The organism is Streptomyces sp. NPDC047108, from assembly GCF_040643575.1.
Lineage (GTDB): Bacteria > Actinomycetota > Actinomycetes > Streptomycetales > Streptomycetaceae > Streptomyces.
Map to the genome: position 1 here is coordinate 82070 of NZ_JBEYUP010000001.1, position 13089 is coordinate 95158.

11 protein-coding genes and 1 tRNA gene are annotated in these 13089 nt (G+C 70.6%); 7 read left to right on the forward strand and 5 right to left on the reverse strand.

Features of this window, described 5'->3' with window-relative positions; translation table 11 throughout:
* Positions 1 to 66 precede the first annotated feature (66 nt).
* Together ABZ822_RS00330 and ABZ822_RS00335 are read left to right on the forward strand one after the other, a co-directional pair.
* Complete coding sequence (locus ABZ822_RS00330) at positions 67 to 1287, forward strand: acetyl-CoA C-acetyltransferase (RefSeq protein ID WP_360845138.1); 1221 nt, start codon at positions 67 to 69, stop codon at positions 1285 to 1287.
* Between the two features lie 285 nt (positions 1288 to 1572).
* Entirely contained in the window at positions 1573 to 2478 is a 906-nt protein-coding gene (locus ABZ822_RS00335) for a hypothetical protein (RefSeq protein ID WP_360845141.1), read from the forward strand.
* A 169-nt stretch (positions 2479 to 2647) separates the two neighbouring features.
* Here the strand turns inward: ABZ822_RS00335 and ABZ822_RS00340 are convergent, their stop codons facing one another.
* A complete protein-coding gene (locus ABZ822_RS00340; RefSeq protein WP_360845143.1) occupies positions 2648 to 2959 on the reverse strand; it encodes a hypothetical protein in 312 nt (103 codons plus the stop codon).
* 121 nt (positions 2960 to 3080) lie between these two features.
* Between ABZ822_RS00340 and ABZ822_RS00345 the strand changes: the two genes are divergently transcribed.
* Complete coding sequence (locus ABZ822_RS00345) at positions 3081 to 3311, forward strand: DUF4287 domain-containing protein (RefSeq protein ID WP_360845145.1); 231 nt, start codon at positions 3081 to 3083, stop codon at positions 3309 to 3311.
* A gap of 111 nt (positions 3312 to 3422) precedes the next feature.
* Here ABZ822_RS00345 and ABZ822_RS00350 read toward each other — a convergent pair whose 3' ends face one another.
* Positions 3423 to 4310: a Bax inhibitor-1/YccA family protein gene (locus ABZ822_RS00350; protein ID WP_360845147.1), complete on the reverse strand. Its 888-nt coding sequence runs from the start codon at positions 4308 to 4310 to the stop codon at positions 3423 to 3425.
* A 145-nt stretch (positions 4311 to 4455) separates the two neighbouring features.
* Positions 4456 to 4539, reverse strand: a tRNA-Leu gene (locus ABZ822_RS00355).
* Positions 4540 to 4917: 378 nt separating this feature from the next.
* Between ABZ822_RS00355 and ABZ822_RS00360 the strand changes: the two genes are divergently transcribed.
* Both ABZ822_RS00360 and ABZ822_RS00365 read left to right on the forward strand, forming a co-directional pair.
* Positions 4918 to 5724 carry an ABC transporter ATP-binding protein gene (locus ABZ822_RS00360; protein ID WP_360845150.1) on the forward strand — a complete coding sequence of 269 codons (807 nt, stop codon included), beginning with the start codon at positions 4918 to 4920 and terminating at the stop codon, positions 5722 to 5724.
* 47 nt (positions 5725 to 5771) lie between these two features.
* Complete coding sequence (locus ABZ822_RS00365; protein ID WP_360845152.1) at positions 5772 to 8318, forward strand: FtsX-like permease family protein; 2547 nt, start codon at positions 5772 to 5774, stop codon at positions 8316 to 8318.
* A gap of 67 nt (positions 8319 to 8385) precedes the next feature.
* On the opposite strand, the gene ABZ822_RS00370 is transcribed toward ABZ822_RS00365, so the two are convergent.
* Positions 8386 to 9693: a cyclopropane-fatty-acyl-phospholipid synthase family protein gene (locus ABZ822_RS00370; protein WP_360845155.1), complete on the reverse strand. Its 1308-nt coding sequence runs from the start codon at positions 9691 to 9693 to the stop codon at positions 8386 to 8388.
* A 246-nt stretch (positions 9694 to 9939) separates the two neighbouring features.
* Positions 9940 to 11331 carry an NAD(P)/FAD-dependent oxidoreductase gene (locus tag ABZ822_RS00375; protein ID WP_360845157.1) on the reverse strand — a complete coding sequence of 464 codons (1392 nt, stop codon included), beginning with the start codon at positions 11329 to 11331 and terminating at the stop codon, positions 9940 to 9942.
* A gap of 521 nt (positions 11332 to 11852) precedes the next feature.
* Between ABZ822_RS00375 and ABZ822_RS00380 the strand changes: the two genes are divergently transcribed.
* Together ABZ822_RS00380 and ABZ822_RS00385 are read left to right on the forward strand one after the other, a co-directional pair.
* Positions 11853 to 12695 carry a hypothetical protein gene (locus ABZ822_RS00380; protein WP_360845160.1) on the forward strand — a complete coding sequence of 281 codons (843 nt, stop codon included), beginning with the start codon at positions 11853 to 11855 and terminating at the stop codon, positions 12693 to 12695.
* A 135-nt stretch (positions 12696 to 12830) separates the two neighbouring features.
* A complete protein-coding gene (locus ABZ822_RS00385; RefSeq protein WP_360845161.1) occupies positions 12831 to 12959 on the forward strand; it encodes a hypothetical protein in 129 nt (42 codons plus the stop codon).
* Positions 12960 to 13089 lie beyond the last annotated feature (130 nt).

Consider the following 13089-nt stretch of genomic DNA (forward strand, 5'->3'; position numbering starts at 1 on the left):
CCTCCGCCGTACGTGCAGGTAACTTCCCAGACAGTCCTGCCGAATCCCCGCCCTCAGGGAGCCGTGATGCCCGAAGCCGTGATCGTCTCTGCCGCCCGTTCACCGATCGGCCGGGCCTTCAAGGGCTCGCTGAAGGAGGTCCGTCCGGACGACCTGACCGCCGAGATCATCCAGGCCGCCCTCGCAAAGGTCCCCGAGCTGGACCCGCGCGACATCGACGACCTCATGCTCGGCTGCGGCCTCCCCGGTGGCGAGCAGGGCCACAACCTCGGCCGGATCGTCGCCGTGCAGATGGGCATGGACCATCTGCCGGGCTGCACCATCACCCGCTACTGCTCCTCGTCCCTGCAGACCTCCCGGATGGCGCTGCACGCCATCAAGGCGGGCGAGGGTGACGTGTTCATCTCCGCGGGCGTCGAGACGGTCTCGCGGAGCGTGAAGGGCAGCTCCGACGGTCTGCCCGACACCCACAACCCGCTGTTCGCCGACGCCGAGGCCCGTACGGCCGCCCGCGCCGAGCAGGAGGGGACCGACTGGCACGACCCGCGCGAGGACGGCGCCGTCCCGGACGCTTACATCGCCATGGGCCAGACCGCCGAGAACCTGGCCCGCCTCAAGGGCGTCACGCGCCAGGACATGGACGAGTTCGGCGTCCGGTCCCAGAACCTCGCCGAGGAAGCCATCAAGAAGGGCTTCTGGGAGCGGGAGATCACCCCGGTCACCACCCCCGACGGCACGGTCGTCTCCAAGGACGACGGCCCGCGCGCGGGCGTGACCCTGGAGGGTGTGCAGGGCCTGAAGCCCGTCTTCCGCCCCGACGGTCTCGTCACGGCGGGCAACTGCTGTCCGCTCAACGACGGCGCCGCCGCGCTGGTCATCATGTCCGACACCAAGGCGCGCGAGCTGGGCCTGACGCCACTGGCGCGGATCGTCTCCACCGGCGTCTCCGGACTGTCCCCCGAGATCATGGGCTACGGCCCGGTCGAGGCGTCCAAGCAGGCGCTGTCCCGAGCGGGCCTGACGATCGACGACATCGATCTGGCCGAGATCAACGAGGCGTTCGCAGCGCAGGTCATCCCCTCCTACCGCGACCTGGGCATCGACATCGACAAGCTCAACGTCAACGGCGGCGCGATCGCGGTCGGCCACCCCTTCGGCATGACCGGCGCCCGCATCACGGGCACGCTGATCAACTCCCTCCAGTTCCACGACAAGCAGTTCGGTCTGGAGACCATGTGCGTCGGCGGCGGCCAGGGCATGGCGATGGTCATCGAGCGCCTGAGCTGACCACCGGGCCGAACACCAGGTGGAGCGAGACGACCTGAGGGGCGCCGGGCCGGCCCCACGCGCCCCACACGTCACCACCACCACATCGTCGTGACCGAATCTCCCTCAGGATGTGATGTATGTCCTGGGGGAGATTCGTTTTTGCAGGTCAGAGCGGTCGGGTGGACACACGTACGAGCTGTGCTCCCGACCGATTCATGATGTTATGCACTGACAGCGGGCCACAGCCCGCGCGAACCTGAGGTAGGAATTCGGGGGACCTCATCCAGATCCGGGAGTACGCCAGTGAGCGCCATGTCCGTTGCCCTGCTGGTGGCGGCTGCCACGGCCACGGCCGTCGGCGCCGCCGCCCTGCACGCCACCCGGGGGCTGCGTCGGCAGCTCACGGAGCTGCGCGCCGAGCTCGCCGAACGGCCGGCGCAGGCCGGAACCGCCTCCGTACCGGCGCCTCGTGCGACCCCCGCGGAGGAGATACGCGCCGCGGTCGCCGATGCGCTCGCCGAGGAGCGGGAGAGGGAACTGGCGGAGGCCCGGGCGTTCTGGGCGGCCCAGGAGGCGCGTGACGCCGCGGACTCGCCCCCGATGCTCGGCAGCCCGGGCGCGCTGGGCGACGAGACGCCGGTCTATCTGCCGCGCCAGGCCGACTTCGCGGGCCTGGAGCCGTTCCTGGGGGCCGAACTCGCCGAGGTGGCCGAGGTCCTGGAGAGCATCGAGGCCGTGGACGCCTCGATCGAGGCGTACGAGCAGGGCGCCACGACGGCCGGCCCCGCCGCCGACAGCGGCCACGCCGAGACCGAGTCGCCCGAGCTGGCGGCCGCCCGCCGCCGCCACCCCTCGAACCCGGACAACCACCGCGAGCCGGGCTCGCCCGCGGCGACCTTCGCCGACCACGACCGCACGATGAACCGGCTTGAGCAACTCGCCACCGACGCGACTCCGCTGACCGACGTACGCCCCGGACCGCTGGGCACGCTGGATGTCTACGTCTTCGCGGACGGCACGACGATCTGCATGACCCCGGGCCACCGCGAGACCGCCGAGCGGCTCGCGCAGGCGCTGCGCGAGGGCAAGGCCCCCGTCCTGCTCGGCGGGTCGGGCATTTCGGGCGCCTATGCGCTGACGTTCGCGTACGGCGACGACGAAGAAGAAACCGTGTACATCCTCGCGGACCGCGTCATCGCCTCTCTCTGACACGGACCGGGCAGCCGCTTCCCTGCGCCCCTTGCCGGGGTCACCCGTCGCACAGAGGATCCCACCCGGCCCTGGCCGACCCTCCGGGCCCGGCCCTGAATCACGCGGCGGCCCCATCGCCACGGAGCGACCGGCGGACCCGCCGTCACGCCCGCTCCGGCCCCGGGATCTAGACGTGCCCTGTCGCCTTCTCCACGAGCGCGAGGGCCTCCGCGAGTTCCTCGGCCGAGGCCGTCCGCAGGGCTTCGGCGAGATCGTGGCCGGCCACGGCGACCTGGTCGGCCACCGCGAACATCCCCGCGTCCGGCATCGGCCAGGGGTCCTCACCGGGGAACTCCAGCCGGTGGGCCCGGGCCGCCAACTCCCGCGCCAGGGCAAGCCCTTCCGCCGCGGCGCCGCGTTGCAGCCTGCTCTGCGGCGCGGCCCGCAGCCGGTCGGCGAGATGATCCACGGCAGTCACGAGAGGCATCACATCGAGCACGGCGCGAGCCTATGCGCCTCCCCCTGCCTGTTGCCAACAGGCGAACACTCAGGCACGGTGTCGTGAAGGACCACACCTGGCCAGGCTCATGACCCGGCAATGGACGCGTCCGGAGGCGCCGATGTCCCAAGTCTTCTCCGAAGAGACCCACCGGAACCTGCTCTCCCGTATTCCTCAGTGCACCGGCCGTGAAGTCTCCGACTGGCTTCGCACCGTCGACGAAGGCCCCGCCCTCTTCCGTTTCGAAGAAAAGGTCAACTGGCTGCGTGGCGCGCACAACCTCGCCTACGGCCACGCCAAAGCGATCATCCACGAGTACGACCTGCGGCGCGCCGCGCGGAAGCTGCTCTAGCACCGGCCGCGGACCCCGCCACGAGCGAGAAAGACGAAAGGGCCCGGAGGCAACGCCTCCGGGCCCTTCGACGTGTCCGGCAGGCCCCCTTCAGGGCCCGCCGGACCGCGGTCAGTCGCCGCGCAGGATCGAGATCAGGCGCAGCAGCTCCAGGTAGATCCACACCAGGGTCATGGTGAGGCCGAAGGCGGCCAGCCAGGACTCCTCGCGGGGAGCGCCGTACGCGATGCCGTCCTCGACCTGCTTGAAGTCCAGGGCAAGGAAGCAGGCGCCGAGCAGGACGCCCACGACACCGAAGAGGATGCCGAGTCCGCCGCTGCGGAAGCCCAGCCCGTCACCGCCGCCGAAGGCCATGAAGAGCAGGTTCACCGACGTCAGCAGAAGGAAGCCGATCGCGGCGCCCACCACGTAGCGGACGAAGCGGCGGTTGACCCGGATCAGCCGGGTCTTGTACGCGATCAGCACACCGACGAACACAGCCATCGTGCCGAGCACGGCCTGCATCGGGGCGCCTTCGAACCGCTCGTTGATGGCACCGCTCAGCGCGCCCAGGAACAGGCCCTCGAAGGCGGCGTACGCCAGGATCAGCGGCGGCGAGGCCTTGCGCTTGAACGCCTGCACCAGGCCCAGGACCATCGCGACGAGACCGCAGCCGATGGCGAGCCCGAGCGGCAGCTCCATGATCCATGCGGCGGCCGCGCCGACCACGACCGTGCCGAGCGTGATGCCCGTCCGCATGACGACGTCGTCCATCGTCATCCGGCCGGTCTGCGGCGGTGCTACCGGAGGCGCACCCTGCACGCTGCCGTCCGGCTGGGCATAGGGGTTGCCGGCCTGCGGGGCGTACGGATTGCCCGAAGTGTAAGGATTTCCGGTGGCGTACGGGTTGCCCTGCTGAGCTGCGGCGGGGCCCCCGGCCTGCTGCGCCGCGTTGAAGCTCGCGAAACCGTTGTCGCGGCTGAATCCCCGTCGCGAGAAGACCGGGTTGCTGCTCCTCATCTCACTCCTCCATGGCCGCCGGGCGCGACCTTGCCACAAGAGTAATGGGTGGGCAAAGAATGCACCCTAGTACCCGAGGAGGATCTTTGAGCAGGGAACCCTGAAACCGGGCCGCCACCCGGCGTGCGGCCGGGGGATTTGCGGGTGCCCGGAGCCGGACTTGAACCGGCACGGCCCTATAGGGCCAGTGAGGTTTAAGCTCACCGTGTCTGCATTCCACCATCCGGGCAGGGTCCCGGACTCTGACGGTCCCCCCAGGGCGCACGCAGAGCCTATCCGGCTTCATCCCCCGAACTCCGGCCGGGCAGTGCGAGGTTGTCTGATTTTATTGGCAGCTGAGGGAGCGTCAGACCCCGGTACCTGCGGTAGGCACATGCCCGGGCGGGGTACACGGCTCCACCCCCATGCCTCGGGATTGACGAAAAGTCGTCGCCCTTCTCAGGGGGACTCTCGGGGGAGACGGTCATCCCCAAGGAGGACACCGGGGCCTCCGGGTACCTCCCTGGGCTGCCCCCGGAACCAGAACGTGGACTGATCCTGACGGGCTTTCCGGCCGGGACGATGGAATCCGCCCATCAGCTCCCAGGCTCGACAGGAGACCGTTCCCGTGACCACCACCCCGTACGGCGTCCAGACCGCCGCCCGCACCACCGCCGTGGCCGCCCGCGCCACGGATCTGTCGAAGGTGTACGGCCAGGGCGAGACCCAGGTGGTCGCCCTGGACCACGTGTCCGTCGAGTTCCGGCAGGCCGAGTTCACCGCGATCATGGGGCCCTCGGGCTCCGGCAAGTCCACGCTCATGCACTGCGTCGCGGGCCTGGACACGGTCTCGTCCGGCTCGGCGCGCATCGGTGAGGTGGAGCTGACGTCCCTGAAGGACAAGCAGCTCACCCGTCTGCGCCGGGACAAGGTCGGCTTCATCTTCCAGGCGTTCAACCTGCTGCCCACGCTCAACGCGCTGGAGAACATCACGCTGCCCATGGACATCGCCGGCTGCAAGCCCGACCGGCAGTGGCTGGACCAGGTCATCGAGACCGTCGGTCTGTCCGGGCGCCTCAAGCACCGCCCGACGGAGCTGTCGGGCGGTCAGCAGCAGCGCGTCGCCGTGGCGCGCGCCCTGGCGAGCAAGCCCGAGATCATCTTCGCGGACGAGCCGACCGGCAACCTCGACTCGCGCTCCGGCGCCGAGGTCCTGGGCTTCCTCCGCAACTCCGTACGGGCGCTGGGCCAGACCATCGTGATGGTCACGCACGACCCGGTCGCCGCCGCGTACGCCGACCGTGTCATCTTCCTGGCCGACGGCCGGATCGTCGACGAACTGCACGAGCCGACGGCCGACTCCGTCCTGGACCGCATGCTGCGCATCTCCGGCGGGACCGCCGGCGCCCCCGCGTCCAAGCCCCGGAGCCACTGACCGCGCACGACCGCCCGCCACCGGCCCGACCCCAGGACTTGAGAACCATGTTCCGTACCGCCGTGCGCAACGTGCTCGCGCACAAAGCCAGGCTGATGATGACCGTGCTCGCCGTCATGCTCGGCGTCGCGTTCGTCTCCGGCACCCTCATCTTCACCGACTCCGTCGGCACCGCCTTCAAGAACCGCTCCGCGAAGAGCTTCGAGAACGTCGCGGTCGCCGTGCGCTCCGACGGTCCGCCCGCAGGCTCCGGCTCCGAAGTCGGAGGCGACGAGGGCAAGAAGGACCCCGTCCTCACCCAGCGGCTGCTGAAGAGGATCGGGAACCTGCCGGGCGCGCTGTCCGCCACCGGCTCCGTCACCGGATTCACCGCCCTCGCCGACAAGGACGGCAAGCTCGTCGGCGAAGGCTGGGGCAGCAACGGCGCCAACTACTTCCCCGGCCCCGACGGTGAGGACGACCGCTACACCTTCACCGACGGCCGTGCCCCTAAGGCGCGGGACGAGATCGCCATCGACAGCCGCACCGCGGACCGCACCGGATTCAGGACCGGTGACACCGCCCGCGTGTCCACCGACGGCCCGGTGATGAAGCAGCGGATCACCGGTGTCTTCGACACCGACGACGGCAGCGTGGGCGCGGGCGGCAGCCTCGTCCTCTTCGACAACACCACGGCCATGAAGGTCCTCGACACCGGCGGGGAGTACGACGAGATCACCGTCCGCGCCGAGCAGGGCGCCTCCGACGCCGCGCTCAAGCGTGCCGTCGAGAAGGTCGTGCCGGGGGACACCGAGGTCACCACCGGCAAGGTCCTGGCGGACGAGCAGGCCGAGTTCATCGCCGAGGACACCAAGCAGATGAGCCAGGTGCTCCTCTACTTCGCCGGCATCGCGCTGTTCGTCGGGATCTTCCTCATCGCCAACACCTTCACCATGCTGGTCGCCCAGCGCACCAAGGAGCTGGCACTGCTGCGCGCCATCGGCGCGACGCGCCGTCAGGTGACCCGCTCGGTCCTCCTGGAGGCACTCCTCATCGGCCTGGTCGCCTCCGTGAGCGGCTTCCTGCTCGGCAGCGGCGTCGCCGTCGGCATGCGCGCCGGTGTGAACGCCATGGGCGCCGCGCTGCCCGACGGCCCGCTCGTCATCGCCCCGACCACCGCCCTGTACGCGCTGCTGGTCGGCGTCGTGATCACCATGCTGGCCGCCTGGCTGCCCGGCCGCCGGGCCGCGAAGATCCCGCCGGTCGCGGCGATGAACAGCGTGCACGCCGCGCCCACCACCCGCGGTCTCGTCGTGCGCAACTCCATCGGCTCCGCCATCACCGCGCTCGGCACGGCCATGCTGTTCATGGGCACGCAGGGCTCCTCCACCGGTGTCCTCTTCGGCGGCGCCGGCCTCGTGCTCGTCGGCGTCATCGTGCTCACCCCGCTGCTGTCCCGGCCGGTCATCGCGGCTGCGGCCCCGCTGCTCGCCCGCTTCGGGGTCTCCGGCACCCTCGCCCGGCGGAACGCGGTGCGCAACCCGCGCCGTACGGCCGCCACCGCCTCGGCCCTGATGATCGGTCTGACCCTCATCACCGGCATGACCGTCATCGCCACCTCCATGCAGACGGCGATCGACAAGATGGCCGTGGACTCCCTGAAGTCCGACTACTCGGTCACCATGGCCAACTTCAACGGGCTGAACCCCGACGTCCGTTCGAAGCTGGACAAGCTCCCGGAGGTCGAGGCGAGCAGCCCGCTGCGGACCGCGTACGGAGAGGCGGGCGACACGTTCACGCGGATGACCGGCCTCGACCCGCGCTCCGCGCCCGAGCTGCTCAACCTCGACTTCACCAGCGGCTCGTTCACCGGACTGGGCGCGAAGAAGGCGTTGATCGACCAGGACCTGGCCGACGACCTGCACGTCAAGGTGGGCGACACCGTCCGGTACACGTTCGACGACGACAAGACCGTGGCGGTCCGGGTGGGCGGGATCTACGAGGGCAACGAGATGTTCCAGGGGCTGTACGTCCCGACCTCCGTGGTGAACCCGCACCTGGACAAGGTCGCCGACGACCAGGTGCTGGTGAAGATGAAGGACGGCGCCTCGGACGCCGCCGAGGCCACCATCGTCGACGCGCTCGGCAAGAACCCGGCCATCTCCGTCAAGGACAAGCAGGCCATCAGCGACGACTTCGCGCAGGCGATCAACCTGCTGCTCAAGATGCTCTACGGGCTGCTGGCCATGGCGATCCTCATCGCCGTGCTCGGCGTGGTCAACACGCTGGCCATGTCGGTCTTCGAGCGGAAGCACGAGATCGGGATGTTGCGGGCGATCGGTCTGGACCGCTCGCGGGTCAAGCGGATGGTCCGTCTGGAAGCCGTGGTGATCTCGCTGTTCGGCGCGATCCTCGGCATCGGCCTCGGCCTCTTCATCGCCTGGGCCGCCGGCACCTCCATCGCCGGCACGGTGACCACCTACACCATGCAGATCCCGTTCCTCGAGATCGGCGTCTTCCTGGGCATGGCCGCGCTCGTCGGCGTCCTGGCCGCGCTGTGGCCGGCGCGCCGGGCGGCGAAGCTCAACGCCCTGGAGGCCATCAAGGCGGAGTAGCCGCACCCCGCACACACTGCCGGCCCGGACGGATCCTGTCCGGGCCGGCGGCGTTCGCCGTACGACGTCAGGCGCGCCAGTCCCGCGTCCTGAGGGGAAGGCCGGACGCGCCGGAGCCGGGCGTACGGACCGCGAGAACCTGGTTGACGCCGATCCGGTTGCGCTCGAACGACACCGCCGAGGCAGCCATGTAGAGCTTCCACACGCGGGCCCGCCCGGGGGAGGTGAGACGTACGGCCTCGGCCCAGTGCGCCTCCAGGTTCTCCACCCAGCGGCGCAGCGTCAGCGCGTAGTGCTCGCGCAGCGCTTCCACGTCGCGCACCTCGAGCCCGGCCTCCTCCATGAGCGAGACGGTCCGGCCGACGGGCGCCAGCTCCCCGTCCGGGAAGACGTACCGGTCGATGAACGGGTCGACGCGGTAGAACTCCTCGTTCACCACCGGGGGGCGCCCGATCTGGTGGTTGAGCAGCCGGCCGCCCGGCCTCAGCAGGGAGTGAAGGGTCCGCGCGTACTCCAGGTAGCGGGTGGAGCCGACGTGCTCGGCCATGCCGATGGAGGAGATCGCGTCGTAGGGACCGTCGTCCACCCTGCGGTAGTCCTGGACGCGGATCTCGACCCGGTCGGTCAGGCCCTCGTCGGCGACGCGCTTGCGGGCGTACGCCGCCTGCTCCGCGGAGAGGGTGATGCCCGTGGCCCGGACGCCGTACTCGCGCGCCGCGTGCAGCACCATCGAGCCCCAGCCGCAGCCGACGTCGAGCAGCCGGTCCTCCGGGCCGAGGCCGAGCTTGCGGCAGACCAGGTCGAGCTTGGCGCGCTGGGCCTCCTCCAGGGTCGAGCCCTCCTCCCAGTAGGCGCAGGAGTAGACCATGGACGGGCCGAGCACCCGCTCGTAGAAGTCGTTGCCGACGTCGTAGTGGTGGCTGATGGCGGCCTTGTCGCGGCGCAGGCTGTGCAGCACGCCGCTGCGGCGGCGCACCTCCTCGCGCGGCGGGACGGGCGGCAGGCCGGGCCCGGCGAGCGCGATCAGGTCCTGGGCGGCTGCGCGCAGGGCGGGGTCGCGGAGGGCGGTGACGGCGGCGAGGGCACGGCCCTTGCCCGCGGCGGGACTTCGCTCCCAGAGCAGCCCGGCGAGCAGGTCCAGCGTCTCGTACACGTCGCCGTCGATGGCGAGTTCACCGGCGACCCAGGCCCGTACGAGCCCCAGTTCGCCCGGCTGCCACAGCAGCCGGCGCAGGGCACGGCGGTGGCGTACGACAAGGGTGGGGGCGCCGGGCGGGCCCGCCTCGGTGCCGTCCCAGGTGCGGATACGGACGGGGAGCGGGGCTCCCAGGAGTTCCTCGGCAAGAGCGGTGAGCCGCGGCGCGGCATCGGCCATGTCGTACACCTCCATGCGGCGGGACCGGCGGGAGTACACCTTCACCTACGTCAACCGAACGGACACCCTTCGCAGTCCTGTTGTCACGTAAGCGAACAGTAAAAACCCGCCGATATCCATATGCCGCCGGGTATCGGGCGCCGCGCCCGAACGCCGAAAACACCCGAAAGGGCGCCCGCACCACGGATGGCGGGCGCCCTGTCAGGCGTGGAGGGGGACGGCGGCCGGTGCGGCCGCCGTCGTGGATCAGCCGGCCTTGGCCTTCTCCGGACCGGCACCGGCCTGCTCGGCCTCGACGGCCGGCACCGCGGCGGCGACGGGACGGGCGGCCTCGTAGAACTCGTCGCGCGGGTTCTCCATGGCACCGAGCGAGACGACCTCGCGCTTGAGGAACATGGCCAGCGCCCAGTCGGCGAAGACCCGGATCTTCCGGTTCCAGGTCGGCACGGCCAGGCCGTGGTAGCCACGGTGCATGTACCAGGCCAGGCGGCCGCGGAGCTTGATCTTCACCTTGCCGATGACGATCATCGCGACGCCCTTGTGGAGCCCGAGCCCGGCGACCGCACCCTTGTTGGCGTGCTTGTAGTCCTGCTGCGGGAAGCCCCGCATGCCGGAGATCACGTTGTCGCCGAGGACCTTGGCCTGGCGCAGCGCGTGCTGGGCGTTCGGGGGGCACCACTTGCCCTCGCCGGCGGCGAGGTCGGGCACCTGGGCGTTGTCGCCCGCGGCCCAGATGTAGTCCGTGCCCTTCACCTGCAGGGAGGGCGCGGTGTCCACGTGGCCGCGCGGGCCCAGCGGCAGACCGAAGCGGGAGAGCGCCGGGTTGGGCTTGACGCCCGCGGTCCACACGATGGTGTTGGAGTCGACCTCGAGCCCGTTGGCCAGCACCACATGGCCGTCGATGCAGGAGTTCATGGAGGTGTTGAGGTAGACCTCGACACCCCGCTTCTGGAGGTGCTCCAGACCCCAGCGGCCGAGCTCGGGCCCGACCTCGGGGAGGATCTTGTCGGCGGCGTCGACGAGGACGAAGCGCATGTCCTCGCGCGTGACGTTCGTGTAGTACTTCGCCGCGTCGCGCGCCATGTCCTCGACCTCGCCGATGGTCTCCGCGCCGGCGAAGCCGCCGCCCACGAAGACGAACGTCAGGGCCTTGCGGCGGACGTTCTCATCGGTCGTCGAGTCGGCCTTGTCGAGCTGCTCGAGGACGTGGTTGCGGAGGCCGATGGCCTCCTCCACACCCTTCATGCCAATGCCCTGCTCGGCGAGGCCGGGGATCGGGAAGGTGCGGGAGACCGCGCCGAGCGCGACGACCAGGTAGTCGAACGGCAGCTCGTAGGCCTCGCCGACGATCGGCGCGATCGCGGCGACCTTGCGGTCCTGGTCGATGGTGGTGACGCGGCCGGTGAGGACCTCCGCCCCCGGGAGCACGCGCCTCAGGGGGACGACGACGTGACGGGGGGAGATGCTGCCGGCGGCAGCTTCGGGGAGGAAGGGCTGGTACGTCATGTACGAGCGCGGGTCGACGACCGTGACGGTCGCCTCGCCGTACCGCATCTTCTTCATGATGCGGCGCGCTGCGTACAGGCCTACGTACCCACCGCCTACAACGAGGATCCTGGGACGCTCCGTGGTGCTCATGTTTCGAGTATCCAGCACCCCCATGGGGGGTGCTCGTGAGCCCCTTCACAAGCACCCTCGCACCTTCTGCTACACTGCCCCGCCGCAGTGACCGAGGTCATGACGCCGGCACGGAACTCCTTGCGGGACAAGGCCGTTGAGGCCGCCCCTGAGCTGGACTTGTGCACAGCCGTACGACTCCGGCAGGGCCCCGGCCACCGGGCCGCAACGCCACGGACACAGCATGCCTGAGCGGAACCACGCTCGAGTGGGCCCCTTATCCGGCTCTTACGCGGCCCGCCGGGATCCTACGCGGCACTTTTTCATGTGAAGAGTTTCACGAACTTTCTTGGGCGGAGGTCCGCGCCTGGGCTCCACGGGCCTGTTTCCGGGTCGGAACGCCCTCGATCCGCCCCCTCTGCGGCGCCCTTCCCGACGCCCCGCGGGGGGCCGCAGGCGGCCGCTGAGCATCATGGGATGTCCACCTCTATCGTGAAAAGCACTGAACAGCACGGAATCCCCCACGTTCAGAGGCGGTCGACATGGACGACAACGACGCCGAGAACACCGAGGAAGAGGACGAGTTCGCCCCGGACGCGTACGACGACGAGGGCGGCGAGCCCTCCTACGGCGAGGACGCGGGCGGGCCCTCCACCGCGGTGTCCTCCGAGCCGGACGTCCTCCTCGACGTGCCGGAGGTCAAGGTCGACGAGATCTCCCTGGACGTCGAGGACCTGCGCGCCCGGGTGTCCCTGCGGGCGGACGTGCTCGATCTGCTCAAGCTCAGGGTGGGTGCGGACGTGACGCTGGGCGGCGTCCACCTGGACATCAAGGGCGTGGAGGCCCAGGCACTGCTGAAGGTTCGGCTCCAGCACGTCGCGGCGATCATCGGCCGGGTGCTGGCGACGGTCGACCGCAATCCGCAGATCCTGGAGCAGCTCGTCTCGAGTCTCGGTACCGGGGTGGAGCAGCTGGGAAGCGGGGCGGGCCAGGCCGCCGGCGAGCTGGGACGCGGCGCGGGAAAGGCCGTCGAGGACGTCGGCGACCACGCGGGAGAGGCGGTCGAAGAGCTCGGGAAGGGCGCGGCCGGAGCCGTCGAAGGCGTCGGGGAGAGCGCGGGCGAAGCCGTCGAGGACGTCGGGGAGACCGCAGAGGACGCCGGGAAGCGGGCCGGCAGGACGGCCGAGGACGCGGGGAAGCGCGCGGCCCGGACCGCCGAGGACACCGGGAAACGCGCCGGCAGGTCGGCGGAGAAGGCGACCGGCGAGGCGTCGGAAGGGGTACGGAGGACCACCCGCGGCAGCGCCGAACGCGGCAGCGGTAAGACCCGCCGCCCGGTCCGCAGGCGGGAGGGGGAACGCAGGTCCGGCGGCCGGCCGCCCTGAAGCGCGGAGTCCGCGGGACCCGCCACTGGTCCCCCGGACCTGGAGATCGACGCGGTCGCGACGGCGGACCGGCTGCGTTTCCGGGCCGTACCGCGCACGGACGTCCGGTTCACCGGCGAGAACGGCCGGGAGGGCGTGTCCCGCACCCGCCGCACCAACCTCCCCGCGCGCGTGAGCACCACGGAGGTCTACGAGAAGGTGCGCGTCGCGTACGTCCTGGCCCACCGGCTCGGCGCCACGGACGACGACGCGGCGGACGCGTGACACCGGATGCCCGACGGCCGTACGCGCGACGCCCCGGTGTCCGTCGGGACGGGCTGCGGGCGATCCGTCAGGCCGACTCCAGGCGATGCCGTCGAGGATGGCTCACGAACGCGACTCTCACACCTGGCGT

Excerpts from the sequence above, each read along its gene's own strand:
- ABZ822_RS00350 (WP_360845147.1), bottom strand. The coding sequence starts at position 4,310 with ATGAGGAGCAGCAACCCGGTCTTCTCGCGACGGGGATTCAGCCGCGAC.
- ABZ822_RS00345 (WP_360845145.1), top strand. The coding sequence starts at position 3,081 with ATGTCCCAAGTCTTCTCCGAAGAGACCCACCGGAACCTGCTCTCCCGT.
- ABZ822_RS00375 (WP_360845157.1), bottom strand. The coding sequence starts at position 11,331 with ATGAGCACCACGGAGCGTCCCAGGATCCTCGTTGTAGGCGGTGGGTAC.
- ABZ822_RS00380 (WP_360845160.1), top strand. The coding sequence starts at position 11,853 with ATGGACGACAACGACGCCGAGAACACCGAGGAAGAGGACGAGTTCGCC.
- ABZ822_RS00370 (WP_360845155.1), bottom strand. The coding sequence starts at position 9,693 with ATGGCCGATGCCGCGCCGCGGCTCACCGCTCTTGCCGAGGAACTCCTG.
- ABZ822_RS00365 (WP_360845152.1), top strand. The coding sequence starts at position 5,772 with ATGTTCCGTACCGCCGTGCGCAACGTGCTCGCGCACAAAGCCAGGCTG.
- ABZ822_RS00330 (WP_360845138.1), top strand. The coding sequence starts at position 67 with ATGCCCGAAGCCGTGATCGTCTCTGCCGCCCGTTCACCGATCGGCCGG.